This is a genomic window from Serratia sp. K1WW1 (assembly GCF_055790865.1).
On record NZ_CM147697.1, the window covers coordinates 26152 to 52553 of the forward strand.

Below are 26402 nucleotides of genomic sequence, written 5' to 3' on the forward strand. Positions count from 1 at the left end.
CGTACATTTTACTGTCACCAAACTGTCCTATTTTCCCTCCTGCAGCAATACTTACTCTGATGAAAACGACTCAAAGTCGATTTTTGAAATATCCCATTAGGAGGGATTATGAAACTGATGCGTACCACCGTCGCCAGTATTGTGGCAGCGACTTTCTCTTTGGCCTCTGTGTCCGCCTTCGCTGCTGCTAGCCTGACCGGTGCAGGTGCGACATTCCCCGCTCCGGTGTATGCCAAGTGGGCAGATTCTTATCAGAAAGAAACCGGCAACAAGGTTAACTATCAGGGGATTGGTTCCTCTGGTGGTGTGAAGCAAATCATCGCCAACACCGTTGACTTTGGTGCTTCTGATGCCCCGCTGTCCGATGAAAAACTGGCTGCGGACGGCCTGTTCCAGTTCCCTACCGTGATCGGTGGCGTGGTACTGGCGGTGAATATTCCGGGTATCAAATCCGGTGAGCTGACTCTGGATGGTCAAACCCTGGGTGATATCTACCTGGGCAACATCAAAAAATGGAATGACCCGGCGATCGTTAAACTGAACCCGGGCGTCAAGCTGCCGGATCAGGCTATCGCCGTGGTGCGTCGTGCTGATGGTTCCGGGACTTCTTTCGTCTTCACCAGCTATCTGGCCAAGGCTAACGCGCAGTGGAAAGAGAAAATTGGTGCAGGCTCAACCGTTAACTGGCCAACCGGCCTGGGTGGCAAGGGCAATGACGGTATCGCCGCGTTCGTTCAGCGTCTGCCTGGCTCTATCGGCTACGTTGAATACGCTTACGCCAAGCAGAACAACCTGGCCTACACTAAATTAGTGTCTGCCGATGGCAAAGCGGTCAGCCCAACCGAAGAGAGCTTCAGCGCCGCAGCCAAAGGCGCGGATTGGAGCAAAACCTTCGCGCAGGACCTGACCAACCAGAAAGGCGACAACGTCTGGCCAATCACTTCCACCACCTTCATCCTGGTGCACAAAGAGCAGAAGAAGCCTGAGCAGGGCGCAGAAGTGCTGAAGTTCTTTGACTGGGCTTACAAGACCGGTGCCAAACAGGCCAGCGAACTGGATTACGCCGCCTTGCCTGCCGAAGTGGTCGAGCAAATCCGTGCTGCCTGGAAGACCAACATCAAAGACAGCTCCGGTAAGGCCTTGTTCTAACAACGCAGGGGGTGCGGCAGACCGCGCCTCAACCTGACTGTCGGGGCCTGGCGTGCCGGGCCCTCCAAGTTTTAAACAGAAGAGTAATCTATGGCTGAGTACAAGCCGACCATTAAAGCACCGGGCAAAAACGGTGACATCATCTTCAGCGCGCTGGTCAGACTGGCGGCGCTGATTACCCTATTGTTGCTGGGCGGCATCATCGTTTCGCTGATTATCGCCTCCTGGCCAAGCATGCAAAAGTTCGGTTTTGCCTTCCTGTGGACCAAAGAGTGGGATGCGCCAGCCGAGCAGTTTGGTGCGCTGGTGCCGATCTACGGCACGGTCGTCACCTCGGTGATTGCGCTGATTATCGCCGTGCCGGTCAGTTTTGGTATTGCCCTGTTCCTGACCGAGTTGGCCCCTAACTGGCTCAAGCGCCCATTGGGGATCGCGATAGAACTGTTAGCGGCGATCCCGAGCATCGTTTACGGCATGTGGGGCCTGTTCGTATTTGCCCCGCTGTTCGCCAAATATTTCCAGACCCCGGTGGGGGAAGTGCTGTCCGGTATCCCGATCGTTGGCGAGCTGTTCTCCGGCCCGGCATTTGGTATCGGTATTCTGGCTGCCGGGGTGATCCTGGCCATTATGATTATTCCTTACATTGCTGCGGTGATGCGCGATGTGTTCGAACAGACCCCGGTGATGATGAAAGAGTCGGCCTATGGCATCGGCTGCACCACTTGGGAAGTGATCTGGCGCATTGTGCTGCCGTTCACCAAAAACGGCGTGATCGGCGGCGTGATGCTTGGCCTGGGGCGCGCTCTGGGGGAAACCATGGCGGTGACCTTTATTATCGGTAACACCTACCAGCTCGACAGTTTCTCGCTGTATATGCCGGGCAACAGTATCACCTCGGCGCTGGCCAACGAATTCGCCGAAGCAGAATCCGGGCTACATACCTCTGCATTGATGCAGCTTGGGCTGATCCTGTTTGTGATCACCTTTATCGTCCTGGCGCTGTCGAAGTTGATGGTGATGCGCCTGGCCAAGCGTGAGGGTCGCTAACATGGCAACGATGGATATGCAAAACCCGGTAGCACTGGCGGAAAGCCGCCGTAAAATGCAGGCCTGGCGTCGGCAGAAAAACCGTCTGGCGCTGTTCCTGTCGATGGCGACTATGGCCTTTGGCCTGTTCTGGCTGGTGTGGATCCTGTTCTCGACCATCACCAAGGGCATCGACGGCATGTCGCTGGCGCTGTTTACCGAAATGACGCCGCCGCCGAATACGGCAGGTGGTGGTCTGGCTAACGCTATCGCCGGTAGTGGTTTGTTGATCCTGTGGGCAACCATCTTCGGTACTCCGTTGGGCATCATGGCGGGGATTTATCTGGCGGAATACGGCCGTAAATCCTGGCTGGCGGAAGTGATCCGCTTTATCAACGATATTCTGTTATCCGCACCGTCGATCGTCGTGGGCCTGTTCGTTTACACCGTGGTGGTGGCGAAAATGGAACACTTCTCCGGTTGGGCCGGGATTATTGCACTGGCTCTGTTACAGATCCCGATCGTGATCCGCACCACCGAGAACATGCTCAAGTTGGTACCGGACACGCTGCGTGAAGCGGCCTATGCGCTGGGGACACCCAAATGGCGCATGATTTCCGCGATTACGCTGAAGGCGTCGGTCTCCGGCATTATCACCGGCGTGCTGCTGGCGATTGCGCGTATCGCCGGGGAAACCGCCCCGTTACTGTTTACCTCGCTGTCGAATCAGTTCTGGAGCACCGACCTGATGCAGCCGATCGCCAACCTGCCGGTCACCATTTTCAAGTTTGCCATGAGCCCGTTTGCCGAATGGCAACAGCTGGCCTGGGCCGGGGTGCTGTTGATCACCCTGTGCGTACTGTTACTGAATATCCTGGCGCGTGTGATTTTCGCCAAGAAAAAGCATTCATAAAAATTTAGGTGCCGCTCAGGCGACACCGTGAAAAGAGAGAAGTCTTGATGAGTATGGTTGACTCCACTTCCAGCAGCAAAATTCAGGTACGCGATCTGAACTTTTACTACGGCAAATTCCATGCGCTGAAAAACATCACGCTGGATATCGCCAAGAACAAGGTGACCGCGTTTATCGGCCCGTCAGGCTGTGGCAAATCGACGCTGCTGCGGACCTTCAACAAGATGTACCAGCTCTACCCCGAGCAGCGTGCCGAAGGTGATATCCTGCTGGATGGGCAAAACATCCTGACGGATAACCAGGACATCGCGCTGCTGCGTGCCAAGGTGGGCATGGTGTTCCAAAAGCCAACGCCGTTCCCGATGTCGATTTACGACAACATCGCCTTTGGCGTGCGCCTGTTCGAGAAGCTGTCCCGTGCGGATATGGACGAGCGTGTCCAGTGGGCGCTGACCAAGGCGGCACTGTGGAACGAGACCAAGGACAAGCTGCACCAAAGCGGTTACAGCCTGTCCGGTGGCCAGCAGCAACGCCTGTGCATTGCGCGCGGCATTGCCATTCGCCCGGAAGTGCTGTTGCTGGATGAGCCTTGCTCGGCGCTGGATCCGATTTCCACCGGCAAGATTGAAGAGCTGATCAGCGAGCTGAAGTCTGACTACACCGTGGTGATTGTGACCCACAATATGCAGCAGGCGGCGCGTTGTTCCGACTCCACCGCATTTATGTATCTGGGTGAGTTGATCGAGTTCAGCGATACTGACACTCTGTTTACCGCGCCACAGAAAAAGCAGACCGAAGACTACATTACTGGCCGCTATGGTTGATTAGGATGCATCATGGATAACCTGAATTTAAATAAACACATTTCCGGCCAGTTCAACGCTGAACTCGAGCACATCCGCACCCAGGTGCTGACCATGGGTGGGCTGGTGGAGCAACAACTCACCGACGCCATTACCGCGATGCATAACCAGGACGGTGAACTGGCCAAGCGGGTGATCGAGGGCGATGCCAAGGTCAATATGATGGAAGTGGCGATCGACGAGGCCTGCGTGCGCATCATTGCCAAACGCCAGCCGACCGCCAGCGACCTGCGCCTGGTGATGGCGATCATCAAGACCATTTCCGAGCTGGAACGCATTGGCGACGTAGCGGACAAGATTTGTCGCACCGCACTGGAGAAATTCTCGCACCAGCATCAGCCATTGCTGGTCAGCCTGGAGTCACTGGGCCGCCACACCGTGCAGATGCTGCACGACGTGCTGGATGCCTTTGCGCGTATGGATCTGGATGAAGCGATCCGGATTTACCGCGAAGACAAGAAGGTCGATCAGGAATATGAAGGCATCGTGCGCCAACTGATGACCTACATGATGGAAGATACGCGCACCATTCCGAGCGTGCTGACGGCGCTGTTCTGTGCCCGCTCTATCGAGCGTATCGGCGATCGTTGCCAGAATATTTGCGAATTCATCTTCTACTTCGTCAAAGGCCAGGACTTCCGCCATATCGGTGGCGATGCGCTGGACAAGCTGTTGTCAGACGGTAAAGACGAGAAAAAAGCGTAATTCAACCAGTGATTTACTCCGGAAGGCGCTGAAAACGGCGCCTTTATGCCATTTAAAAACCGTAAAGTTAAAAAGGTTATAACTATAGCGTTTAATATTATTTCCTGACCTAAGTGAGGCTTGCTAGCTTATCAGCCAGCGGGACATCAATCACTTGGGAGCTTTTCATGAAACAGCGCGTCTTAGCCTTATCTCTGTTAGCCAGCCTGACCAGCCTTGCCACCGGTGTGGCACATGCCGATAAACTCGATGATATTCAAAAAGCCGGCGTGGTGCGTATTGCGGTATTCGATAGCAACCCACCGTTTGGTTATGTTGATCCGCAAAGCAAAAAGCTGGTGGGTTATGACGTGGACGTGGCCGAAGCCATCGGTAAGGCGCTGGGCGTCAAGGTTGAACTGCGTGCTACCAACCCGGCTAACCGCATTCCTTTGCTGGTGTCCAAAAAGGTTGATCTGATCGCGGCCAACTTCACCATCACCGACGAGCGTGCCAAAGAGGTGAATTTCAGCGTGCCGTATTTTGCTACCGGCCAGAAATTCATTGCTCATAAAGGCGTGCTGAAAACCCCGGAAGATATCAAGAAGCTGCGCATCGGCGCAGATAAAGGCACTGTGCAGGAAATTACCCTGCGTGAGCATTATCCAACGGCCAAGGTCATCTCTTACGACGATACCCCACTGGCGTTTGTCGCCCTGCGTAACGGCAACGTGCAGGCGATTACCCAGGACGATGCCAAGCTGGTTGGCCTGCTAGGCAACCTGCCAGCCGCGCAAAAAGCCGACTTTGAAATCTCTCCGTTTAGCATCACCAAAGAGTATCAGGGTGTTGGTATCCCGAAAGGCGAAGATCGCCTCACGGCTACCGTTAACGATACCTTGATCAAACTGGAAAAAGACGGCGATGCGGTGAAGATTTACGAGCGCTGGTTCGGCCCGGAAACCAAAACCGCCCAACCGCGTGGCGATTTCAAGATCGGCCCGTTGGATCAGCAACCTAAAGCCTAATCTCCCTTTTCCCTCTCCCCCTGATTTTGTACCGTGGCGGAGAGGGTTAGGGTGAGGGGAAGTACCTCGTATGAATCTGCAACAACTCTCAGACTGGCTGTTGGCGCCGCAGTATCTGAGCTGGCTATGGAATGGCTTCTTGATGACCTTATGGCTGTCGGCCTGTGCCGGGCTGGCGGCAACGCTGCTGGGTTTTGGCTTGGCTGCGATGCGGGACAGCAGCCTGCGCCCGTTAAGCTGGCTGGCGGTGGCCTACAGCGCGCTATTTCGCAATACTCCTCTGCTGGTGCAACTGTTCTTCTGGTATTTCGCCGCCGGGCAAATCCTGCCCTCCTTCGCCATGCAATGGCTGAATACTCCCCATCAGTTAGGCTTTCTCGACTGGCCCTCGTTTGAATTCCTGGCGGGCTTCTTCGGCCTGACGCTTTATTCCACCGCGTTTATTGCCGAAGAGATCCGCTCCGGCATCCGTGGCGTCGCCAGTGGGCAAAAGAATGCAGCCTACGCGCTAGGGCTGACCGGCTGGCAATCGATGCGCTATGTGGTGCTGCCGCAGGCGCTGAAAATCGCTTTCCCGCCTCTGCTGGGGCAGTACATGAACGTGATTAAGAACTCATCGCTGACTATGGCGATCGGCCTGGCTGAGCTGTCTTACGCTTCGCGCCAGGTGGAAACCGAAACCCTGCGAACCTTCCAGGCGTTTGGCGTGGCAACGGTGCTGTATATCGCCATTATTGCCCTGTTGGAAGGTTGGGGCATGTGGCGTCAACAGCGCAAACCGCTGGGGGGGCACTAAGATGGACTTTACCGTTATTCAGGAAAACCTGGGTTACCTGCTGTGGGGCACCTTCCCGGATGGGCCTTTGGGCGGTGCTGCGTTGACGTTGGCGATCAGCCTGATGGCCGGACTGGCTTCGGCAATTCTGGGCACGTTGCTGGGTGTCGCGCTGGCGATGTCGCGTGGGGTGCTGGCCGGATTGTTGGCGATGGTGCTCGGGTTCTTCCGCGCCATCCCGGTGATCATGCTGATTTTCTGGACTTACTTCCTGCTGCCAATCGTGTTTGGCGTCGATATCCCGGAAATTACCACCGTGGTGTGCGCGCTGGCGTTGATCGCCTCGGCCTATCTGGCCCATGCGGTAAAAGCGGGGATCGTCGCAATCGGTGCTGGGCAATGGCAGGCGGGGTTATCGCTGGGTTTAAACCGCTGGCAGGTGCTGCGGATGATCGTCTTGCCGCAGGCGCTGCGCATGATGGTGCCTTCGTTTATCAACCAGTGGATCTCGCTGATTAAAGACACTTCGCTGGCGTACATCGTCGGCGTGGGTGAGTTGACCTTCCTGGCCACGCAGGTTAATAACCGCAGCATGGTTTACCCGATGGAGGTGTTCCTGTTTGTGGCGCTGGTCTATTTTATCTTCTGCCTGACGCTGGATGTGCTGGCGAACGCGCTGAATAAACGCCTTAGCCCGCAGACCAAAGCGCTAAAACGCAGCTGGCGCTGGTGGCGTAATCGCCCGCCTCTACCGGCTAGTTAAGCGGATCTATGGGGCTGGTAAGGCCCCAATAATTTGCGTGCAGGGTTGTTTGAAAGTCACGACCATTCCAGTTTTTTAAACTGCTTCCCAAGTACGTATACCATCACCACGCTAACTATCAGCGTCAGGATCTGCCCCGCAAGATAGCCAAGGTTAAATCTATTTGGGCCCTCGTCATATATTCCTATGATTGTCGCTGCGATATACAAAAGAGAAAACAGCGAGAAAATGCAAAGAATGGCAACGACGATGGCTAATAGTAGGGTAACGACTTTGGACACTATCCCTTTCATTCTCAATTCCCTTTGCGTAGTTTTTTACACCATGTGCTCTCAAACGAACCACCTGCTACAGAGGGATATCCCGCCAGGTAGGTGGGATAATTCCAGATACCTTTAACGGGTAAGCTGCCAGCCCCGCTGTTGCCACAGTGCTGGTAGCTGCGCCAGATCGTCAAACGTTGTCACCAACGGGTGATCGATCGGTTGATTATGAGGATCGGCGCAGAAGTAGAACACCGGGATGCCAGCCGCGATCCCCGCCTGGGCACCGGCAACGGAATCATCTACCAAAATACAGCGCTCTACGGGCACCTGCATCTGTTGGGCGGCATGGAATACGATGGCCGGATCGGGTTTCCAGCGTTGAATATCGTAGCCGCTGAACAACCGGTCATCAAAATAGGACAGCATGTCGGTTAACCCTAGAGAATGCTGCATTTTGCTCACCGGGCCGTTAGAAACGGTGCACATTGGGGCATTCATCTGTGCCAGCAGCTCGCGTGCACCGGCAATCGGCTGGAGCTCGGCATCAAACAGACGGGCCACTTCCTGGCGAAAAATTGGCTCCAGGTCGCTGGCAGGTAAATTGACCCCGTGCTCGGCGTTAACCAACTCAATGATCTCGTAGAGCTTGATCCCTTTGTACTTTTTAAATACCTCTTCCAGCGCCAGCTCGATGCCGTAGTGGGCAAACATATGCACATAGGCCTTGCTGCACAGCATTTCGCTGTCTACCAGCGTGCCATCGCAATCAAATAAAACACATTCAACCTGATTCATTGGGGTAAGCGCCCTCGGTTAAGTCATGACTGCTGTTACTTTAACCGGATCGTCGCGCATTGTCCCTCTTTGGCGATCAATCTCAATAAATACAACTTGTTGACCGTTTTAGCCGTAAAGATGGCGAAAAAAACCTGTGAGCGAGGTCAAAACCCGGACTTTTTGTTATAGGATAGCCAGCGACAGTCCTAATCCCTCTTCGGAATTCTATAATGAGCAAACAAGACCTCAGCCTTGATGCCAATCAGGGCTTGCTTGAGCGCGTGTTTAAACTCAAGCAGCATGGCACCACGGTACGTACGGAAACGATTGCCGGCCTCACCACCTTTTTAACCATGGTGTATATCGTGTTCGTTAACCCGCAGATCCTGGGTGCGGCGGGCATGGACACTCAGGCGGTGTTTGTCACCACCTGCCTGGTTGCCGCGTTGGGCAGTATCCTGATGGGCTTGCTGGCTAACCTGCCGGTGGCGCTGGCTCCGGCGATGGGCCTCAACGCGTTCTTCGCGTTTGTGGTGGTCGGCGCGATGGGTATTTCATGGCAGGTCGGCATGGGCGCTATTTTCTGGGGCGCAATCGGTTTCCTGTTGCTGACTATTTTCCGTATCCGCTACTGGATGATTGCCAATATCCCGCTGAGCCTGCGCGTGGGCATCACCAGCGGTATCGGCCTGTTTATCGCCATGATGGGGTTGAAAAACGCCGGTATCGTGGTCGCCAATCCGGACACGCTGGTGGCGGTAGGTAATCTGACCTCCCACAGCGTACTGCTGGGAGCCTTGGGCTTCTTTATTATCGCGGTGCTGGCTTCGCGTAATATTCATGCGGCGGTACTGGTTTCTATCGTGGTAACCACGCTGATCGGCTGGGCATTGGGCGACGTGAAGTATGGCGGCGTATTTTCCCTACCGCCGGACGTCACCTCCGTAGTCGGCCAGGTGGATATCGCCGGGGCGCTGAATATCGGCCTGGCAGGTGTGATCTTCTCCTTTATGCTGGTTAACCTGTTTGACTCCTCGGGTACGCTGATCGGAGTGACCGACAAGGCTGGCCTGACGGATGAAAACGGCAAGTTCCCGCGTATGAAGCAGGCGCTTTACGTGGACAGCATCACCTCGGTAGCCGGTGCTTTTGCGGGTACCTCTTCGGTCACCGCCTATATTGAAAGCTCCTCTGGGGTGGCCGTCGGTGGGCGTACTGGCCTGACCGCCGTGGTGGTAGGCATTCTCTTTCTGCTGGTGATTTTCCTGTCACCGCTGGCGGGAATGGTGCCAACCTATGCTGCTGCGGGCGCGCTGATTTATGTGGGGGTGCTGATGACCTCCAGCCTGGCGCGGGTGAAGTGGGAAGACATGACCGAAGCGGTTCCGGCCTTTGTGACCGCCGCCATGATGCCTTTCAGCTTCTCGATCACCGAAGGGATTGCCCTGGGCTTTATCTCTTACTGCATCATGAAGCTGGGCACCGGCCGCTGGCGTGAAATCAGCCCCTGCGTGATCGTGGTGGCGCTGCTATTCGTGCTGAAAATTGCGTTCGTTGACGGGCATTAATGCCCGCGACGTGGGGGCCTAACATACGTTAGGCCCTGATAAATTCACTAACATTGAGGGGCATGCTGCCCCTATTACTCTCAAGCGCCCGGTGAGGCATCCTGCTCTCTACCCATTACCCAGCGTAAAGGCCGGTTATACCGCGTCTGCCAGCCACCGATATTATCTTCCCCCTCGGCAAAATTGGCGATCTCGACCTGATTTTTGTCTCTGAACAAGTCAGCAAAATCAAGAGCCAGCGCCCGATCGTTGAAATTCTGTCGATCGTAATAGGCAATCATGATGCGTTTGTTTTCTGCCAGTGAATGCTTCGCTGGGAGGAGGCGACCCTTCGGGGCAATCAGCAGCGCTCCGGAATAAAACTGCGGGTAATTGGCCATCAGGTTAGCCGCGTGCAGTGCCCCCTGACCACGGGCGGTCAGGTAAACCTGTTGGAGATTAAGCTTCAGCTTGGGTCCCAGGCTTTCCAGGGTGCGTTGAATGGCGTTCTGGGTGCTGGTAGAGCTGTAGTTAGACCAGCGAAAGCTCCCCTCCGCCAGCATCTGCGTGCCGTTTATCTCAATATAGGCCACCCCGGCCTCGGCAAACAGCAACCGATCCTCAGGGATGATGGTGGCGGCTTTTCCGTAGGGATGGAGGTAGACGATGGTTGGCCAGCCTCCGGCCGGGGGCTCGCCACTCGGCACGGCATAGTGAGGTTTACCTTCAAACTTTGCGGCGTGTTGCTGATAGCGCGCTTTGGTGGTGGCCAGAATTGAACGGTAGGTGTCACTTTGCTGAATGCTGCTGAACGAGTCGTCTTCCAGCAGATTGTAGTAATACCACAACCCTCGCTTGGCGCTAAGTTGCAGATAACGTTCGGCTAGCTCGGTCTGGCCTTGTTCGGCCGAGGAGGCAGCCAGTTGAAAGGGGGCCCAGATATTACGGCCATCTTCACGCATCAGCGTCAGATATAGCGATGTGGCGCCGGCTTTTTTATCCTCATGATTGTAGGCTGAGCGAGGCAATGGTTTACTCAGCGGGCTATGGATAGGTAGTTCTAGCGGCTCTTCTCCCTCAGGATAGAGCATGGGTGCAGCAAACAATGGACTGGTGGCAAAAGCCAAAAAGATGGCTAAAATAAAAAAAGGCATGATTTTATAACTTTGTTTTTCAATAATATTAATGAGAAAACGATGAAAAACGGCGCCTTCGATAGTGTTATCGCTGGGCGCCGCCTGGCAGCTTATTTTATACGGCGGATATAGTCGCTGAATGCGGACAACTGGCCGGTCAGGAAATCCCGCGTGCCTTGGTCAACCAGTTCACCCGCCTGCTCATCAACCTTATTCTGTATTACTCCCCCCATAAACTCAGGTTTGTTGATCACCATCGCATCCAGGAACACCAGGATCTGGCGTAGGTGATATTGGCAACGTGCGCCGCCAATCGGCCCCATTGAGCTGGTCTGGATCGCCACCGGTTTGCCAGCCAACGGTTGGTTAGGCAAACGGGACAGCCAGTCTATGGCGTTTTTCAGACCACCTGGCACAGAGTAGTTATATTCTGGCGTTACGATGATCACGCCGTCAGCCTGACGGATTTGTTCGGCAATGGCTTCTACCGTGGCCGGGAAACCCTCTTCTTGCTGGAGGTCTGCATCGTACAGTGGGATATCGCGGATAGAGGGAAGGGCTTCGATAGTGACACCCTGAGGAGCTAACTGAGGTAAAGCGCGTGCAACTATGGCGTTATAAGAGCCTTTACGTAGGCTCCCCAGTAGCGTGACGATCTTTAGTGCTTGCTCTGACATTTTGATTCTCCCTTTTCTGATGAACAGACTCAGCTTAGAACAACCAGCAGATAATAGGGCAAATAGGTGATGTATCCTAGGTAGAGTCTAATTCTTTATCTGTTTTTACAATTCAAAGCAGTAAATCATGCGTTAAGGAAAGTTTTGTTTTGCATATTCCCCTGAAGACAGACGTTAAATCGGTGCTTTCAACGTGTAACAGAGGCGAGGCTGGTCAATTTCAAAAAGTGTGTGGAGGGAGGTGGATTACGTGATGAAATTTCGCCACATTTCTGTAAGCCCTGGCTATCGTCATATTGCCAGCAAATCAGCCGATCCAAACCAGGCTGATGGGCGCAGGCCCAGCTGAGATACTCACCGGCATCACTCATGACGTGCACGTTAGGCAGGGTGCTGCAGCGTAATTGGCCGGAAAAAGGGTGCAAATTCAGCAAACCCTGGCCGCTGTTACCCAAGCCGGCCAGTTTCAGCACGCATTGGCGGATGCTCCACAGCTGGGTTTCGGCTTCCAAACGGTCGTGCTGCGCCGCAATCCACGCGTTCTCCGTGGCGCTGGAGTATTGATGCAGCAGGTTGTGGCTCCGTGCGCGCATCACCTCAATATCCAACCCTACCTTGCCTTCCGGGCTCAGTAGCACGCCGATGGTATTGCCAGCGTAGGCGAGGCTGAAGTCAGGTAAATGATGATCGGCAAAGCACGGGCGCCCGGTCGGTGCCGTAGCAATGGGGGGAAGTACCGGGATACCATACAAATAAAATATCATTTCGGCCAACAGGATCCGGCCTTGCAAAAAGCGCCGACGGCGCTTGACGGAGAAGCGAGCAGTTCTTTCGATCAGGTCTTTAGGCAGCCGATGGGTCTCTAAACGCTCTGCAACCGTATCCCATCGGATAAAATGACAAGCCATTGTTCACTCCATGACCGAGGCTCATAAAAAAACTGGAGTGTTAGAGTAAGCATTACGTTAAGTTTTTTCATTAAGAATTCGCATGATCTTTTTCTTAATTATTCTTCTGTTGAATGAAAAAGCAGCGGAGTGGAAGGAGTACGGCAGCGGGGCTGGTCTGGGTAAAGCCAACGAAACTAGCACGTTGGGTAATTGTTCACCGTCGTTTCTCTTATCGTACCAGATCCTCATAGGGTCCACTGTCAACAGTGCAGCAGCAATAGCACTGTCGCCTAATCCCAGCCCACTGTCAGCCTTGCGGAACGAGCTTTTAGGCCCTTTAAAATGGCGTTACTGATGGCGGGAGGAAAACCTGCTGGCAACAGCTGTGTTACCCGCTCGATGACGGTATCAACGGATCCAGCCAATTCCGTCAGGATCCCCTCCATGGCGGCGCGCTCAAATCCCACTGCTTTGGCTGTTTGGAAGAAGTGGCGTGGGAATATTTGCTCAATAGCGTACTTCTTTCCCTTGCTTCCTTTTAGGCCCATTGCGAGCTTGGCATCTTTCGGATGAAGGCCTCTGCCACCAAACACCGGGTAGACAGATAGAATGTCGTACAAGGGGGTTAAACGAAAACGCCCATCAGCCTCAATGAACACCGAGAAGTTCTTTGCATGTCCATCGGTTGCGGCTAACAACCAGAACAATACCTGTGTCTTCATGAAATTATAGCGATCCTTTTCCGCTGTCACCGAGCCAAGCAGATATTCCATGATCTCGCTTATCCCTGGACCACCCTGATTTTCGTATTTACGTGCCGAGGGAACATTTAAAACCTGGCAAAAATCTTCTTGGGGCAGTCGCATGATCCAACTGCCGTCTGAGGCATACCGGCGGTCAAAGCGTTCCACTGCTAAGGCTTTTATGTCACCCACTTGCATAATGAAGCAATGGGGGACTGATAATCCAAATTCCTTAGCCACTAGAGCGCAGAGATACTCGTTTTCGACACTGTCTGACAAGTCGATACTGTATGAGTGGCTTTCTATTTTTCCGATGGGTAGCTTAATGATATGGGTGGTTGGTGTAGCTGCGATCGGTAAACACCAACGGTTTTCGAGATAGAGGAGAGCCGTCTTTTCTTGGGCCCCGGCCAGGGAAATTCGGAAATCTTCAACATCCTCAATCATGCCCAGAGGGGCACCAGCTTTGTAGCCTGTAAGTATGCTTGCTAGTTCCTGGTTGGATAGCTCTTTATAGTTTATGGTGCGAATGTCCCCCGGGTCTGCATTTTGTGGCAAGAGTTGCAGGGCACCAATGGTGTCAGCACCGATACGTGCCAAAAGGTCGAAGGGTTGAGTCGAGTCAGCACGGTAGCGTGCGAGGATCCTGTCCCGGATATCAGGGTTGTCCGGCAGCAGGTTATCGAAGAAGTTGTAGACTTCTACCCCTTTGTAAGGCCGTCGCCTCAAGGGCATGGAGAGCGATATAGGACGGCTTCCAGGTTGGTTAAGCCAAGTGTCCACGTATTGGAACATATGGGCACCAGTGCCCTCACGGCTGAAAATCCCTACCTTATAACCATTCATGTAGACATCTAGGTCAGCCATTACCACTCCTCTTTCCAACCATCGGTACTTTTGGTTTCGCAGCTCTGGCTACCTCTGGGTTTTACTTCCAGCTCCAGATTCAGCGCAGACAGGATTTTGAAGAAAGTCTCTAATTTGGTCGTTCCCGGCTGGAGTTCAAAGTTGGACACGGTGTCTTGACGGATCCCAACCCTACTGGCCACTTTTTCTTGTGAAAGATTTTCTGCGAGGCGGACATCTCGCAAGTAGATGCTGAGCTGCTTGGCATTGGTGATCTTCATGTCACATATCCTGTTAACCAGATGACTCTACTTTACACGCTTAAGCAGGTAAATCAATTTTACACGCTATAACAGGTAAATTAGAGTTTACACGCTATAGGGGGGTAAACTTGTGATACACGCTGTAGCGTGTAACTTTGTTATTACCTGCCATAGCGTGTAATTTTTAAGTGACTCCCCCCGCCGTAAACGGCGAGGATTTTGATGCTGATCTTCATGAGTGTCCCCCGAGAGCTTACTTCGGGGGAAATTCTCATGAAACAAGATCAGATAAAGCAACCAGTAAGAATAAAAATCAATTACTTACCAATACAGAAGCTGGAGAAAATGCGCCCGAGCAGGTCATCGGAGGTAAAATCCCCGGTGATTTCGCTCAACGCCTGCTGTGCCAACCGGAGTTCTTCGGCCAGCAGTTCCCCCGCGTAAGCGCTCACTAACTGTTCTTTACCCTGCACCAGATGCTGTGCCGCCTGCTCCAGGGCCTGCAAGTGACGGCGGCGGGCCAGGAAGCCGCCTTCCATATTGCTGGTGAAGCCCATGCTCTGCTTCAGATGGTCGCGCAGCAGGTCGATCCCCTCACCGGTACGCGCCGACAGGCGAATAAGTGAGTGGCCATTTACTTCGCTCAGGCCCAATGCCTCGCCGGTAATGTCGGCCTTGTTGCGCACGACGGTGATCGGCAAGGTGTTGGGTAGACGTGCCATAAACTCTGGCCAAATCTCGGCGGGTTCGGTGGCGGCGGTTGTAGTGCCATCCACCATAAACAGCACGCGATCCGCCTGTTCGATCTCGTTCCAGGCACGTTCGATGCCGATACGCTCAACTTCGTCGCTGGCTTCCCGCAGCCCGGCGGTATCGATAATGTGCAGTGGCATGCCATCGATATGAATATGTTCGCGCAATACATCGCGCGTGGTGCCTGCTATGTCGGTGACGATGGCCGCTTCACGCCCTGCCAGCTCATTGAGCAGGCTGGATTTCCCGGCGTTGGGCCGCCCGGCGATCACTACCTTCATCCCTTCACGCAGCAGGCTGCCTTGACGCGCCTCGGCCCGTACGCCGTCCAGATCGGCCATCACGCTGTTCAGTTGGGCTTCGATTTTGCCATCCGAAAGGAAGTCGATCTCCTCATCCGGGAAGTCGATCGCCGCTTCTACATAGATGCGTAGGTGAGTGAGCGCTTCCACCAGCTGATGGATACGGAGGGAAAAAGCACCTTGCAACGAGTTCATGGCTGAACGGGCTGCCTGTTCGGAACTGGCATCGATCAGATCGGCTATGGCTTCGGCCTGGGCCAGATCCAGCTTGTCATTGAGGAAAGCGCGCTCTGAGAACTCACCAGGGCGGGCAATCCGCACGCCTGGCAGAGCCAACACGCGTTTGAGCAGCAGATCGAGGATCACCGGCCCACCGTGGCCCTGCAGTTCCAGCACGTCCTCACCGGTAAAGGAATTGGGGCCGGGGAACCACAGTGCGATCCCCTGATCCAGCGTGCTGCCTTCGGCGTCACGGAACGGCAGATAATCGGCATAACGCGGCTTAGGCAGTTTACCGAGTACCGCCAGTGCAACGTCCTTGGTTCCGCGGCCTGAAATGCGCAGGATGCCGACACCGCCGCGTCCGGGCGGAGTAGCAAGAGCAGCGATGGTATCGGTGGTGTTCATAGCGGTTTATCTCTCTGACAATATGCAAAAAGGCGGTCTAATGACCGCCTCTACTAGCAACGTGACTGATGTCGTAGGGGCACAGGCCCCTACGGGTGTTGCCTAACTCAATACTAGACTTTCTTCTTGTCGCGGCTGTGCAGACCACGTTTTTCCAGCCCGCGGTAAATCAGCTGCTGCTGGACGATGGTCACCAGGTTACTGACGATATAGTACAGCACCAGACCAGACGGGAACCACAGGAAGAACACTGTGAAGATCACCGGCATAAAGGTCATGATTTTCTGCTGCATCGGGTCAGTCACGGTGGTTGGTGACATCTTCTGGATGAAGTACATGGTTACACCCATCAGCACTGGCAGGATGTAGTACGGGTCTTGCGCCGACAGGTCATGGATCCACCAGATGAACGGCGCATGACGCAGCTCAACCGAGCCCATCAGCATGTAGTACAAGGCCAGGAAGATTGGCATCTGGATAACCAGTGGCAAGCAACCCCCTAACGGGTTCACCTTCTCAGCTTTGTACAGCGCCATCATTTCCTGGCTCATACGCTGCTTGTCATCACCGATACGTTCACGCATCGCCTGCAGTTTTGGCTGCAGCATGCGCATTTTGGCCATCGAGGTGTACTGCGCTTTGGTCAGCGGGTACATGATGCCGCGCACGATGAAGGTGATGATGATGATCGAGAAGCCCCAGTTGCCGATGAAACTGTGAATGAACTTCAGCAGTTTAAACAGCGGTTGGGAGATGAACCACAGCCAGCCGTAATCGACGGTCAGATCCAGATGCGGTGCCAGTTGGGCCATCTGATCTTGCAGCTCCGGGCCAACCCACAGGGTAGCATTCAGCTGCTTCTCAGCGCCTGGTTGCACAATCACTGGCTCAGCTTTAAAGCCGATGGCAGACAGGTTGGTACCTGGCTTAGAGGTATAGAAAGTGTTGACGCCCTGAGTCTGCGGCACCCACGCGGTGGCGAAGTACTGTTGCAACATCGCAATCCAGCCGCCTTGGGTGGTGACGTTCAGATTCTCATCCTTGTCGAACGCATACTTTTGGTATTTGTCTTCGCTGGATGAGTAAGCCGCACCACGGAAGGTGTGTAGTGCAAAGTTGTTGCTGCCGGTGTCACGATGCTTAGGCAAGTCGGTGGTCTGCTTCAACTGACCAAACAGGGTCAGTTCCAGCGGAGTCGCGCTTTTGTTGACGATGGAGTAGTCCACGCCAACGGCATAATGGTTACGCTTGAGCACAAAGGTCTTGGTGAAGACCGAACCGTCTTTGCCGGTAAAGGTCAGCGGAATACGCAGTTCATCCTGGCCATCAGCCAGCGTGAAGGTATCCTGCGCCGCCTCAAACAGAGGACGCTCGCCGTTTGCCGGGTTATCCGGGCCGTCTCTGCCTGTCAGGCCACTTTGTGCCTGGTAGACGAATGACGGGGTGGATTCCAGCAGCGTAAATGGAGTCGATGAACCCAGGGTTTCCGGGTAGGCCAACAGTTTAGCCTGCTCGATATCGCCACCACGGGTATTGATGGTCAGCGACAGCACGTCAGTGTTAACGGTGATCAGTTTACCCTGGCCACTGCCTGGTACAGCTGAACTTGCGGCATCACCGGTTGCTGGGTTCGCAGTCTGTTGCGTGGTCTGGGTGGCTACTGGTTGCGGAGCGTTGTCCACTTGCCAGGCCTGCCAGATCATGAAAGACACGAACAGCAGAGCGATGAGGAGAAGATTGCGTTGCGAATCCATCGTTAGTGTTCTCTGTTATCGTCGGTTTTCGGCGGCACGGGATCATCGCCACCTGGGTTCAAAGGGTGGCATTTTAATACGCGTTTCAATGTCAACCAACTGCCTTTTAACATGCCAAACCTGCGTAATGCCTCAATTGCGTAATGAGAACATGTCGGCTGGAAGCGACAACGTGGCCCAAGCAGCGGGCTGAGCACGAGCTGATACGCCCGAACCAGCCCGATCAGGATGCGGGAGCCTGGCGACAGTGGCGACGCCATAATTTTTCCAAAGCTTCCGTCAGTGCACGATTATCCAAATCCGCTATCCCTTTTTTGGCCACCACCACAAAATCCATCGCCGGTAGCTGGTGCTGACGTAAACGGAAGCTTTCGCGGGTTAGGCGTTTGATCCGGTTGCGTTCATGCGCGCGTTTGACGTGTTTTTTGGCGACGGTAAGACCGATGCGGGGATGCCCCAGCTGGTTCAGGCGGCCGAGGATGGTGATTTGCGGCGTGCCAGCCCGTTGTGGCTGCTGGAAGACGAAAGTGAAATGAGTGGGAGTTAACAAACGTAACTCCCTAGGAAAAGCGAGCTTAACCACTCAGCGGGTTAGCTTTTATTACTTAGAAACAGTCAGACGAGTACGGCCTTTCGCACGACGGCGGGCCAGAACTTGACGACCATTCTTGGTGGCCATACGAGCACGGAAACCGTGGCTACGGTTACGCTTCAGTACGGACGGTTGGAAAGTGCGTTTCATAGCGATTTCTACCTAAACTTAAATGAAATACTGATAAGTCAAATGCGTTTGGCTACTCGGCGTGAAGATGACCGACGCCTCAATCGCAATACATAAAGAGGCGGGATTGTAATAATTGTACAGTCCTGAGTCAATTCACATCGCGCTAGCCTACCTGGTTGTCTGCCAATTCGGAGTAAAATCCGGTGTTGGCCCGTGGTCACCGCAGAATCCTGTCTTGGCTAAATGACTCACCATTAAGGAACCAGGTATCACACGTGGGCGAAGATTATACGGACTCGGGGGTAAATCACAAGGATCTCCGTACGATCCTGCGTGTTTTCTGCAAGGGTCCGCGTGGATAACCGGGTATAACCTGTGAAAGGTGCTAAAACCCGGCCCCACAGGCTCAGATCTCATCGGTGTCGATCCGGCGCTGATTAAAAACTGGCCACTCTTCACGGGCTGTGGATAAAATGGATCTAATCTGTGATGAAGGGGAGGATCTCTTGCGCAGATTGCGCTATGATCCGTCATTCCGATCGCGATCCCAAAAACAGGATCGTTAAGGGCATAAACCGTGAAAGGCGGTTCGCATACCCTACAGGTTTTTCAGCCAATACCGGGCGTGTGTCAAAAATCATGAGTTATAAAAAAGTAGCCTGATTCTTTTCTTTTTATTGATCTTGTTCGAGTGGAGTCCGCCGTGTCACTTTCGCTTTGGCAGCAGTGTCTTGCCCGATTGCAGGATGAGTTACCTGCCACAGAATTTAGTATGTGGATACGCCCATTGCAGGCGGAACTGAGTGACAATACCCTGGCGCTGTATGCGCCCAATCGCTTTGTGCTGGATTGGGTTCGCGATAAGTACTTAAACAATATCAATGGCCTGTTGAATGATTTCTGCGGTACGGATGCGCCGCTGTTGCGTTTTGAGGTGGGCAGCAAGCCACTGACACAAACCCTCAGCCAGCCCGTGATGGCCAGCGTCAACAGCGCTCCGGTAGCCCCGGTGGTGCGTACGGCTGCACCGTCCCGCCCAAGCTGGGACAACGCGGCACCGCCGCCTGAGCTGTCCTATCGTTCCAACGTCAACCCCAAGCACACCTTCGATAACTTCGTTGAGGGTAAGTCTAACCAGCTGGCTCGTGCTGCGGCGCGGCAGGTGGCAGACAATCCGGGGGGCGCTTATAACCCACTGTTCCTGTATGGCGGTACCGGCCTGGGTAAAACGCACCTGTTGCATGCGGTAGGCAACGGCATCATGGCGCGTAAGGCCAATGCCAAAGTGGTGTATATGCACTCGGAACGCTTTGTGCAGGACATGGTCAAGGCGCTGCAAAATAACGCCATTGAAGAATTCAAACGCTACTACCGCTCGGTGGATGCGTTGCTGATCGATGATATTCAATTCTTTGCCAACAAAGAGCGTTCACAGGAAGAGTTCTTCCACACCTTTAACGCCCTGTTGGAAGGTAATCAACAGATCATCCTGACCTCGGATCGCTATCCAAAAGAGATCAACGGGGTGGAAGATCGTTTGAAATCCCGCTTCGGCTGGGGCCTGACGGTGGCGATCGAGCCGCCGGAGCTGGAAACCCGCGTGGCGATCCTGATGAAAAAGGCCGACGAGAACGATATCCGTCTGCCAGGCGAAGTGGCGTTCTTTATCGCCAAGCGCCTGCGTTCCAACGTGCGTGAGCTCGAAGGGGCGCTGAACCGGGTGATCGCCAACGCCAACTTTACTGGCCGCGCCATCACCATCGATTTCGTGCGAGAAGCGCTGCGGGATCTGCTGGCGTTGCAGGAAAAGCTGGTCACCATCGACAATATCCAGAAGACGGTGGCCGAATACTACAAAATCAAAATCGCGGACCTGCTGTCTAAACGGCGTTCGCGCTCGGTTGCCCGCCCGCGCCAGATGGCGATGGCATTGGCAAAAGAGCTCACCAACCACAGCCTGCCAGAAATCGGCGATGCGTTTGGTGGCCGCGACCATACTACGGTGTTGCACGCCTGCCGGAAGATCGAGCAGCTGCGTGAGGAAAGTCACGACATCAAAGAAGATTTCTCCAATTTAATCAGAACATTGTCGTCATAGCCCATATGAAATTTATCGTTGAACGTGAGCATCTGCTAAAACCGCTGCAACAGGTGAGCAGCCCACTGGGTGGCCGCCCGACGCTGCCAATTCTGGGTAACCTGCTGCTGCAGGTGACGGAAGGTTCCCTGTTGCTGACAGGGACCGATCTGGAGATGGAGATGGTGGCCCGCGTTGCCCTGTCTCAGCCCCATGAAGCGGGCGCGACGACCGTCCCCGCGCGTAAATTCTTTGATATCTGCCGTGGCCTGCCGGAAGGGGCGGAGATTACGGTGATCCTCGAAGGCGACCGTATGCTGGTGCGTTCTGGCCGCAGCCGCTTCTCGCTGTCCACGCTGCCGGCGATAGACTTCCCGAATCTGGATGATTGGCAGAGCGAGGTGGAGTTCACCTTGCCGCAGGCGACGTTAAAGCGCCTGATTGAAGCCACCCAGTTTTCGATGGCTCATCAGGATGTGCGCTATTACCTGAACGGTATGCTGTTTGAAACCGAAGGGGAAGAGCTGCGTACCGTGGCTACCGACGGCCACCGCCTGGCGGTGTGTTCGATGCCGATTGGCCAACAGTTGCCTACCCATTCGGTGATCGTGCCGCGTAAAGGGGTGATGGAGCTGGTCCGCTTGCTGGACGGTGGTGATACGCCGCTACGGGTGCAGATTGGTAGCAACAACATCCGCGCCCACGTCGGTGACTTTATCTTCACCTCCAAGCTGGTTGACGGCCGTTTCCCTGATTATCGCCGCGTATTGCCGAAGAATCCGGACAAAACGCTGGAAGCGGGCTGTGACCTGCTCAAGCAGGCGTTTGCCCGTGCGGCCATTCTGTCGAACGAAAAGTTCCGCGGCGTGCGCCTGTACGTCAGCCAGAACCAGCTCAAGATCACCGCCAACAACCCGGAACAGGAAGAGGCGGAAGAGATCCTCGATGTCAGCTATGATGGCACCGAGATGGAAATTGGTTTCAACGTCAGCTATGTGCTGGACGTGCTGAACGCGCTCAAGTGTGAAGATGTGCGCCTGCTGCTGACCGATTCCGTCTCCAGCGTGCAGATCGAGGACGGTGCAAGCAAGTCCGCCGCCTACGTGGTTATGCCAATGCGACTGTAGAAATTATCGGGCTATCTTACTTGCCCTTTTGCGATTGGGCAGTGCTCGCAATCCTCACGTACTTTAAGTACGCTGCGGTTGCTGTGCGCTGGCCGCACGCAAATGACCTGCGACGATAACGCCCTGGATTGTTAGATGATTAAGACAACTACAGTATGGCTCTGACGCGCTTACTGATTAAAGATTTCCGCAATATCGAAGCTGCCGATCTGGCGCCTGCACCGGGGTTTAACTTCCTTGTTGGGGCCAACGGCAGCGGCAAGACCAGCGTGCTGGAGGCGGTTTATACCCTTGGTCATGGGCGCGCGTTTCGCAGCCTGCAGGCTGGGCGAGTGATCCGCCACGATCAGCCGGAATTTGTGTTACATGGCCGGATCGAAGGCAGCGGGCGCGAATTATCGGTAGGACTGAGTAAAAGCCGTCAGGGTGACAGCAAAGTGCGCATTGATGGCAGCGATGGCCATAAGGTGGCAGAGCTGGCACAGCTACTGCCCATGCAGTTGATCACCCCCGAAGGTTTTACCCTGCTTAATGGCGGGCCGAAGTATCGGCGTGCCTTCCTGGACTGGGGTTGTTTTCACAACGAACCCGGTTTTTTCACCGCCTGGAGCAACCTGAAAAGGTTACTGAAGCAGCGCAATGCCGCGCTGCGCCAGGTCAATCGCTATGCGCAGATCCGCGCCTGGGATCAGGAACTGATCCCGTTGGCCGAGCGTATCAGCGAGTGGCGGGCAGCTTACAGCGACGCAATTGCCGCGGATATCACCGCGACCTGCGCGCAGTTTTTGCCCGAATTTGCCCTGAGTTTCTCTTTCCAGCGCGGCTGGGACAAAGAGAGCGACTACGGAGAGCTGCTGGAGCGCCAGTTTGAGCGCGACAGGGCGTTAACCTATACCGCGGTGGGGCCGCATAAAGCGGACTTCCGCATTCGTGCCGAAGGCACGCCGGTAGAGGATTTGTTATCGCGCGGTCAGCTTAAACTGCTGATGTGCGCATTGCGCTTGGCGCAGGGTGAGTTTCTCACCCGCCAGAGCGGGCGGCGTTGCCTGTATCTGATTGATGATTTTGCCTCCGAGCTGGACACCGGCCGTCGCCGGTTGCTGGCCGATCGCCTGAAAGCCACCCAGGCTCAGGTTTTTGTCAGTGCGGTAAGCGCTGAACAAGTAACCGACATGATGGGTGAAAAGGGCAAGATGTTCCGCGTGGAACAAGGTAAAATAGAGGTTCAACCACAGGACTAAAATGAGCGAGAAACGTTGATGTCGAATTCTTATGACTCCTCAAGTATCAAGGTATTAAAAGGGCTGGATGCGGTACGTAAGCGTCCGGGCATGTATATCGGTGATACTGATGACGGCACCGGTCTGCACCACATGGTATTCGAGGTCGTGGACAACGCTATCGACGAAGCACTCGCTGGCCACTGTAGCGACATTCAGGTGACGATCCACGCCGACAACTCCGTCTCGGTGCAGGATGATGGCCGTGGTATCCCAACCGGTATCCACGAAGAGGAAGGGGTGTCAGCGGCGCAGGTCATCATGACCGTACTGCACGCCGGCGGTAAGTTTGACGACAACTCCTATAAGGTTTCCGGCGGTCTGCACGGCGTGGGCGTTTCGGTTGTTAACGCCCTGTCAGAAAAGCTGGAGCTGGTGATCCGCCGCGAAGGCAAGGTCCATGAGCAAACTTACAAGCATGGCGAACCACAGGCCCCGCTGAAAGTCGTCGGTGAAACCGACCAGACAGGTACTACCCTGCGCTTCTGGCCGAGCTTCCAGACCTTTACCAACAACACCGAGTTTGAGTACGACATCCTGGCCAAGCGCCTGCGTGAACTGTCGTTCCTCAACTCCGGCGTCTCTATTCGCCTGAAAGACAAGCGCAACGACAGAGAAGACCACTTCCATTACGAAGGTGGTATCAAGGCGTTTGTGGAATACCTGAACAAGAACAAGACGCCTATCCACCCAACGGTGTTCTACTTCTCAACCGTGAAGGACGATATCGGTGTGGAAGTGGCACTGCAGTGGAACGATGGTTTCCAGGAAAACATCTACTGCTTCACCAACAACATCCCGCAGCGTGATGGGGGGACTCACCTGGCCGGCTTCCGTGCCGCGATGACCCGTACCCTGAATACCTACATGGATAAAGAAGGCTACAGCAAAAAGTCCAAGATCAGCGCCACCGGTGACGATGCGCGTGAAGGTCTGATTGCCGTGGTTTCGGTGAAAGTGCCCGATCCTAAATTCTCTTCCCAGACCAAAGACAAGCTGGTGTCTTCGGAAGTGAAAACGGCGGTCGAATCGCTGATGAACGAGAAGCTGGTGGATTACCTGATGGAAAACCCAGCGGACGCCAAGATCGTGGTCGGTAAAATCATCGATGCGGCCCGTGCTCGTGAAGCGGCGCGTAAAGCACGTGAAATGACCCGCCGTAAAGGCGCGCTGGATTTGGCTGGCCTGCCAGGCAAATTGGCGGACTGTCAGGAACGTGACCCGGCGTTGTCCGAACTCTACCTGGTGGAAGGGGACTCCGCGGGCGGCTCAGCCAAGCAGGGCCGTAACCGTAAGAACCAGGCGATCTTGCCGCTGAAAGGGAAAATCCTCAACGTTGAGAAAGCCCGCTTCGACAAGATGCTGTCTTCACAGGAAGTTGCCACGCTGATCACCGCGCTGGGCTGCGGCATTGGCCGTGACGAATACAACCCGGACAAACTGCGTTATCACAGCATCATTATCATGACCGATGCCGACGTCGACGGCTCGCACATCCGTACGCTGCTGTTGACCTTCTTCTATCGTCAGATGCCGGAAATCATCGAGCGTGGCCATGTGTATATTGCCCAGCCGCCGTTGTACAAGGTGAAAAAAGGTAAGCAGGAGCAGTACATCAAAGACGACGAAGCGATGGATCAGTATCAGATCTCCATCGCCCTCGACGGCGCGACCCTGCACACCAACGGTTCTGCGCCAGCCTTGGCGGGTGAGCCGTTAGAGAAGCTGGTGGCTGAACATTACGCCGTGCAAAAGCAGATTGGCCGGATGGAACGCCGTTATCCGCGTGCGTTGCTGAACAACCTGATCTACCAGCCAACCTTGAACGAAGACGATCTTAGTGACCGTGCCAAGGTGGAAAGCTGGATCGAATCGCTGGTGAAATTGCTCAACGATAACGAGCAGCACGGTAGCAGCTACAGTTCTGTGCTGGTTGAAAACCGTGAACGCCAGATGTTCGAACCGGTGCTGCGTATTCGTACCCATGGTGTAGATACCGACTACCCGCTGGACTTTGAATTTATCCGCGGTGGTGAATATCGCAGGCTTTGTGCGCTGGGCGAAAAACTGCGTGGCCTGCTGGAAGAAGATGCCTATATCGAACGTGGCGAACGTCGCCAGCCGGTAGACAGCTTCGAACAGGCGTTGGAGTGGCTGGTGAAAGAGTCGCGCCGTGGCCTGTCGATCCAGCGCTATAAAGGGTTGGGCGAAATGAACCCGGACCAGCTGTGGGAAACCACCATGGATCCCGATCAGCGGCGTATGCTGCGCGTAGCGGTGAAAGACGCTATTGCGGCCGATCAGCTGTTCACCACCCTGATGGGCGATGCGGTTGAACCACGCCGTGCCTTTATCGAAGAAAACGCCCTGAAGGCGGCGAATATCGATATCTAACGCCTTATTTGGCGATTAAAAATCCGCGCCGGTTCGCCCGCGCGGATTTTTTTATGCCGTTTTTAGCACTAACATGGCAAGCTGAAACGCGTTAGCATGAGGAAAAACCACTGGGAGACGCTCGAATGGCTATTGAACTGATTGCAATTGATATGGACGGCACGCTGCTCAATCCGCAGCACCAGATTACGCCAGCGGTAAAGCAGGCGCTGACCGCTGCGCGCTCTAAAGGCGTGCATGTGGTGTTGGCTACCGGGCGGCCTTATGTCGGCGTGCAGGACTATCTGCGTCAGTTGGATATTCAGGGTGAGGGCGATTTCTGCATCACCTATAACGGGGCATTGGTGCTGAAGGCGACGGACGGGGCCTGTGTGCTGCAAGAAACGCTCGGTTTTGACGATTACCTCTATTTTGAGCAATTGGCACGCGATTTTGGCGTCCATTTTCAGGCGTTTGATTTTGATACCCTGTACACGCCGAATAAGGACATTGGTAAATATACCATCCATGAATCCCACATGACCGGTATTCCATTGAAATACCGCAGCGTGGAAGAGATGGATCGCACCATACGCTTCCCGAAGGTGATGATGATTGATGAGCCTGCCTTGCTGGACAGTGCGATAGCTCGTTTGCCTGCAGAGGCTTGGGATCGCTACACCATAATGAAAAGTGCCCCTTATTTCCTGGAGCTCCTGCATAAGAATGTCGATAAGGGCGCGGGCGTCAGGATGCTGGCCGAACATTTGGGCATCAAGCAGGAAAATGTGATGGCGTTAGGCGATCAGGCTAATGATATTGCGATGATCGAGTATGCCGGGCTGGGGGTGGCGATGGGCAATGCTATTGCAGAATTAAAGGAAATTGCCCAGCACGTAACCGGCACCAATACCGAAGACGGCGTCGCACTGGCCATTGAGAAGTTTGTGCTGAACGTTTAGTGCTTGCCAGCCCCCTTCCCTGGGGGCTTAAGATGCTTCCACGTAAATCAGGTATTAACGCCTCATGGCTGACGGCC

At 54.5% G+C, this 26402-nt stretch carries 26 protein-coding genes; 14 read left to right on the top strand and 12 right to left on the bottom strand.

From position 1 onward, the window contains the following. The first annotated feature begins 108 nt into the window (after positions 1 to 108). The 8 genes from pstS to ACX9GU_RS00160 all read left to right on the top strand — a co-directional run bounded on the left by pstS (position 109) and on the right by ACX9GU_RS00160 (position 7201). Complete coding sequence (gene pstS, locus ACX9GU_RS00125; RefSeq protein ID WP_021181417.1) at positions 109 to 1149, top strand: phosphate ABC transporter substrate-binding protein PstS; 1041 nt, start codon at positions 109 to 111, stop codon at positions 1147 to 1149. A 90-nt stretch (positions 1150 to 1239) separates the two neighbouring features. Then, positions 1240 to 2196, top strand: a complete 957-nt coding sequence (pstC, locus tag ACX9GU_RS00130) for a phosphate ABC transporter permease PstC (RefSeq protein ID WP_024527373.1) — start codon at positions 1240 to 1242, stop codon at positions 2194 to 2196. A 1-nt stretch (position 2197) separates the two neighbouring features. Beyond that, the gene (gene pstA / locus ACX9GU_RS00135; RefSeq protein WP_059199278.1) at positions 2198 to 3088 is read left to right on the top strand and encodes a phosphate ABC transporter permease PstA; all 891 of its coding nucleotides are present in this window, start codon (positions 2198 to 2200) and stop codon (positions 3086 to 3088) included. 53 nt (positions 3089 to 3141) lie between these two features. Further along, positions 3142 to 3912: a phosphate ABC transporter ATP-binding protein PstB gene (gene pstB, locus ACX9GU_RS00140; protein ID WP_370454353.1), complete on the top strand. Its 771-nt coding sequence runs from the start codon at positions 3142 to 3144 to the stop codon at positions 3910 to 3912. A gap of 12 nt (positions 3913 to 3924) precedes the next feature. Continuing rightward, the gene (phoU, locus tag ACX9GU_RS00145) at positions 3925 to 4656 is read left to right on the top strand and encodes a phosphate signaling complex protein PhoU (protein ID WP_024484696.1); all 732 of its coding nucleotides are present in this window, start codon (positions 3925 to 3927) and stop codon (positions 4654 to 4656) included. Positions 4657 to 4823: 167 nt separating this feature from the next. Next, positions 4824 to 5663, top strand: coding sequence for an ABC transporter substrate-binding protein (locus ACX9GU_RS00150; protein ID WP_473193469.1), 840 nt, complete (start codon positions 4824 to 4826; stop codon positions 5661 to 5663). A 70-nt stretch (positions 5664 to 5733) separates the two neighbouring features. Then, entirely contained in the window at positions 5734 to 6459 is a 726-nt protein-coding gene (locus tag ACX9GU_RS00155; protein ID WP_473193470.1) for an amino acid ABC transporter permease, read from the top strand. A gap of 1 nt (position 6460) precedes the next feature. Next, positions 6461 to 7201 (top strand): amino acid ABC transporter permease, encoded by a 741-nt coding sequence (locus tag ACX9GU_RS00160; RefSeq protein WP_473193471.1) that lies wholly within the window; start codon positions 6461 to 6463, stop codon positions 7199 to 7201. Between the two features lie 56 nt (positions 7202 to 7257). Here ACX9GU_RS00160 and ACX9GU_RS00165 read toward each other — a convergent pair whose 3' ends face one another. Both ACX9GU_RS00165 and yieH read right to left on the bottom strand, forming a co-directional pair. After that, on the bottom strand, positions 7258 to 7494 hold the full coding sequence (locus ACX9GU_RS00165; protein ID WP_174333164.1) for a hypothetical protein: 237 nt from the start codon (positions 7492 to 7494) through the stop codon (positions 7258 to 7260). A gap of 102 nt (positions 7495 to 7596) precedes the next feature. Further along, positions 7597 to 8262, bottom strand: a complete 666-nt coding sequence (yieH, locus tag ACX9GU_RS00170; protein ID WP_473193472.1) for a 6-phosphogluconate phosphatase — start codon at positions 8260 to 8262, stop codon at positions 7597 to 7599. Positions 8263 to 8474: 212 nt separating this feature from the next. Between yieH and ACX9GU_RS00175 the strand changes: the two genes are divergently transcribed. Further along, the gene (locus ACX9GU_RS00175; RefSeq protein WP_021181404.1) at positions 8475 to 9812 is read left to right on the top strand and encodes an NCS2 family permease; all 1338 of its coding nucleotides are present in this window, start codon (positions 8475 to 8477) and stop codon (positions 9810 to 9812) included. Positions 9813 to 9892: 80 nt separating this feature from the next. Here ACX9GU_RS00175 and ACX9GU_RS00180 read toward each other — a convergent pair whose 3' ends face one another. From ACX9GU_RS00180 to rpmH, 10 genes are all read right to left on the bottom strand, one after another. Continuing rightward, a complete protein-coding gene (locus ACX9GU_RS00180; RefSeq protein ID WP_094982464.1) occupies positions 9893 to 10945 on the bottom strand; it encodes an alpha/beta hydrolase in 1053 nt (350 codons plus the stop codon). Positions 10946 to 11037: 92 nt separating this feature from the next. Next, entirely contained in the window at positions 11038 to 11604 is a 567-nt protein-coding gene (locus ACX9GU_RS00185) for an NADPH-dependent FMN reductase (RefSeq protein ID WP_473193473.1), read from the bottom strand. 188 nt (positions 11605 to 11792) lie between these two features. After that, positions 11793 to 12512, bottom strand: coding sequence for a 4'-phosphopantetheinyl transferase family protein (locus ACX9GU_RS00190; RefSeq protein WP_473193474.1), 720 nt, complete (start codon positions 12510 to 12512; stop codon positions 11793 to 11795). Positions 12513 to 12784: 272 nt separating this feature from the next. Then, positions 12785 to 14104, bottom strand: coding sequence for a type II toxin-antitoxin system HipA family toxin (locus tag ACX9GU_RS00195; RefSeq protein ID WP_473193475.1), 1320 nt, complete (start codon positions 14102 to 14104; stop codon positions 12785 to 12787). Further along, on the bottom strand, positions 14104 to 14364 hold the full coding sequence (locus tag ACX9GU_RS00200) for a helix-turn-helix domain-containing protein (RefSeq protein ID WP_024483316.1): 261 nt from the start codon (positions 14362 to 14364) through the stop codon (positions 14104 to 14106). Before ACX9GU_RS00200 ends, ACX9GU_RS00195 begins: the two co-directional genes overlap by 1 nt. Positions 14365 to 14663: 299 nt before the next feature. After that, complete coding sequence (mnmE, locus tag ACX9GU_RS00205; protein ID WP_473193476.1) at positions 14664 to 16028, bottom strand: tRNA uridine-5-carboxymethylaminomethyl(34) synthesis GTPase MnmE; 1365 nt, start codon at positions 16026 to 16028, stop codon at positions 14664 to 14666. A gap of 113 nt (positions 16029 to 16141) precedes the next feature. Beyond that, positions 16142 to 17782 carry a membrane protein insertase YidC gene (gene yidC / locus ACX9GU_RS00210; RefSeq protein ID WP_021181397.1) on the bottom strand — a complete coding sequence of 547 codons (1641 nt, stop codon included), beginning with the start codon at positions 17780 to 17782 and terminating at the stop codon, positions 16142 to 16144. A gap of 2 nt (positions 17783 to 17784) precedes the next feature. Continuing rightward, on the bottom strand, positions 17785 to 18042 hold the full coding sequence (yidD, locus tag ACX9GU_RS00215; RefSeq protein ID WP_025120915.1) for a membrane protein insertion efficiency factor YidD: 258 nt from the start codon (positions 18040 to 18042) through the stop codon (positions 17785 to 17787). Then, a complete protein-coding gene (rnpA, locus tag ACX9GU_RS00220) occupies positions 18006 to 18365 on the bottom strand; it encodes a ribonuclease P protein component (protein ID WP_473193477.1) in 360 nt (119 codons plus the stop codon). Before rnpA ends, yidD begins: the two co-directional genes overlap by 37 nt. A gap of 18 nt (positions 18366 to 18383) precedes the next feature. Then, the gene (gene rpmH / locus ACX9GU_RS00225) at positions 18384 to 18524 is read right to left on the bottom strand and encodes a 50S ribosomal protein L34 (protein WP_004093983.1); all 141 of its coding nucleotides are present in this window, start codon (positions 18522 to 18524) and stop codon (positions 18384 to 18386) included. A 685-nt stretch (positions 18525 to 19209) separates the two neighbouring features. On the opposite strand from rpmH, the gene dnaA reads away from it, so the two are divergent. From dnaA to yidA, 5 genes are all read left to right on the top strand, one after another. Continuing rightward, complete coding sequence (gene dnaA, locus ACX9GU_RS00230) at positions 19210 to 20604, top strand: chromosomal replication initiator protein DnaA (RefSeq protein WP_021181394.1); 1395 nt, start codon at positions 19210 to 19212, stop codon at positions 20602 to 20604. 5 nt (positions 20605 to 20609) lie between these two features. Continuing rightward, positions 20610 to 21710: a DNA polymerase III subunit beta gene (gene dnaN, locus ACX9GU_RS00235; RefSeq protein WP_021181393.1), complete on the top strand. Its 1101-nt coding sequence runs from the start codon at positions 20610 to 20612 to the stop codon at positions 21708 to 21710. Positions 21711 to 21865: 155 nt separating this feature from the next. After that, positions 21866 to 22951 (top strand): DNA replication/repair protein RecF, encoded by a 1086-nt coding sequence (gene recF / locus ACX9GU_RS00240; RefSeq protein ID WP_021181392.1) that lies wholly within the window; start codon positions 21866 to 21868, stop codon positions 22949 to 22951. A gap of 18 nt (positions 22952 to 22969) precedes the next feature. Beyond that, positions 22970 to 25384, top strand: coding sequence for a DNA topoisomerase (ATP-hydrolyzing) subunit B (gyrB, locus tag ACX9GU_RS00245; protein WP_473193478.1), 2415 nt, complete (start codon positions 22970 to 22972; stop codon positions 25382 to 25384). A gap of 125 nt (positions 25385 to 25509) precedes the next feature. After that, the gene (yidA, locus tag ACX9GU_RS00250; RefSeq protein WP_473193479.1) at positions 25510 to 26325 is read left to right on the top strand and encodes a sugar-phosphatase; all 816 of its coding nucleotides are present in this window, start codon (positions 25510 to 25512) and stop codon (positions 26323 to 26325) included. The last annotated feature ends 77 nt before the right edge of the window (positions 26326 to 26402 follow it).

Excerpts from the sequence above, each read along its gene's own strand:
- pstS (WP_021181417.1), top strand. The coding sequence starts at position 109 with ATGAAACTGATGCGTACCACCGTCGCCAGTATTGTGGCAGCGACTTTC.
- pstC (WP_024527373.1), top strand. The coding sequence starts at position 1,240 with ATGGCTGAGTACAAGCCGACCATTAAAGCACCGGGCAAAAACGGTGAC.
- pstA (WP_059199278.1), top strand. The coding sequence starts at position 2,198 with ATGGCAACGATGGATATGCAAAACCCGGTAGCACTGGCGGAAAGCCGC.
- pstB (WP_370454353.1), top strand. The coding sequence starts at position 3,142 with ATGGTTGACTCCACTTCCAGCAGCAAAATTCAGGTACGCGATCTGAAC.
- phoU (WP_024484696.1), top strand. The coding sequence starts at position 3,925 with ATGGATAACCTGAATTTAAATAAACACATTTCCGGCCAGTTCAACGCT.
- ACX9GU_RS00150 (WP_473193469.1), top strand. The coding sequence starts at position 4,824 with ATGAAACAGCGCGTCTTAGCCTTATCTCTGTTAGCCAGCCTGACCAGC.
- ACX9GU_RS00155 (WP_473193470.1), top strand. The coding sequence starts at position 5,734 with ATGAATCTGCAACAACTCTCAGACTGGCTGTTGGCGCCGCAGTATCTG.
- ACX9GU_RS00160 (WP_473193471.1), top strand. The coding sequence starts at position 6,461 with ATGGACTTTACCGTTATTCAGGAAAACCTGGGTTACCTGCTGTGGGGC.
- ACX9GU_RS00165 (WP_174333164.1), bottom strand. The coding sequence starts at position 7,494 with ATGAAAGGGATAGTGTCCAAAGTCGTTACCCTACTATTAGCCATCGTC.
- yieH (WP_473193472.1), bottom strand. The coding sequence starts at position 8,262 with ATGAATCAGGTTGAATGTGTTTTATTTGATTGCGATGGCACGCTGGTA.
- ACX9GU_RS00175 (WP_021181404.1), top strand. The coding sequence starts at position 8,475 with ATGAGCAAACAAGACCTCAGCCTTGATGCCAATCAGGGCTTGCTTGAG.
- ACX9GU_RS00180 (WP_094982464.1), bottom strand. The coding sequence starts at position 10,945 with ATGCCTTTTTTTATTTTAGCCATCTTTTTGGCTTTTGCCACCAGTCCA.
- ACX9GU_RS00185 (WP_473193473.1), bottom strand. The coding sequence starts at position 11,604 with ATGTCAGAGCAAGCACTAAAGATCGTCACGCTACTGGGGAGCCTACGT.
- ACX9GU_RS00190 (WP_473193474.1), bottom strand. The coding sequence starts at position 12,512 with ATGGCTTGTCATTTTATCCGATGGGATACGGTTGCAGAGCGTTTAGAG.
- ACX9GU_RS00195 (WP_473193475.1), bottom strand. The coding sequence starts at position 14,104 with ATGGCTGACCTAGATGTCTACATGAATGGTTATAAGGTAGGGATTTTC.
- ACX9GU_RS00200 (WP_024483316.1), bottom strand. The coding sequence starts at position 14,364 with ATGAAGATCACCAATGCCAAGCAGCTCAGCATCTACTTGCGAGATGTC.
- mnmE (WP_473193476.1), bottom strand. The coding sequence starts at position 16,028 with ATGAACACCACCGATACCATCGCTGCTCTTGCTACTCCGCCCGGACGC.
- yidC (WP_021181397.1), bottom strand. The coding sequence starts at position 17,782 with ATGGATTCGCAACGCAATCTTCTCCTCATCGCTCTGCTGTTCGTGTCT.
- yidD (WP_025120915.1), bottom strand. The coding sequence starts at position 18,042 with ATGGCGTCGCCACTGTCGCCAGGCTCCCGCATCCTGATCGGGCTGGTT.
- rpmH (WP_004093983.1), bottom strand. The coding sequence starts at position 18,524 with ATGAAACGCACTTTCCAACCGTCCGTACTGAAGCGTAACCGTAGCCAC.
- dnaN (WP_021181393.1), top strand. The coding sequence starts at position 20,610 with ATGAAATTTATCGTTGAACGTGAGCATCTGCTAAAACCGCTGCAACAG.
- recF (WP_021181392.1), top strand. The coding sequence starts at position 21,866 with ATGGCTCTGACGCGCTTACTGATTAAAGATTTCCGCAATATCGAAGCT.
- gyrB (WP_473193478.1), top strand. The coding sequence starts at position 22,970 with ATGTCGAATTCTTATGACTCCTCAAGTATCAAGGTATTAAAAGGGCTG.
- yidA (WP_473193479.1), top strand. The coding sequence starts at position 25,510 with ATGGCTATTGAACTGATTGCAATTGATATGGACGGCACGCTGCTCAAT.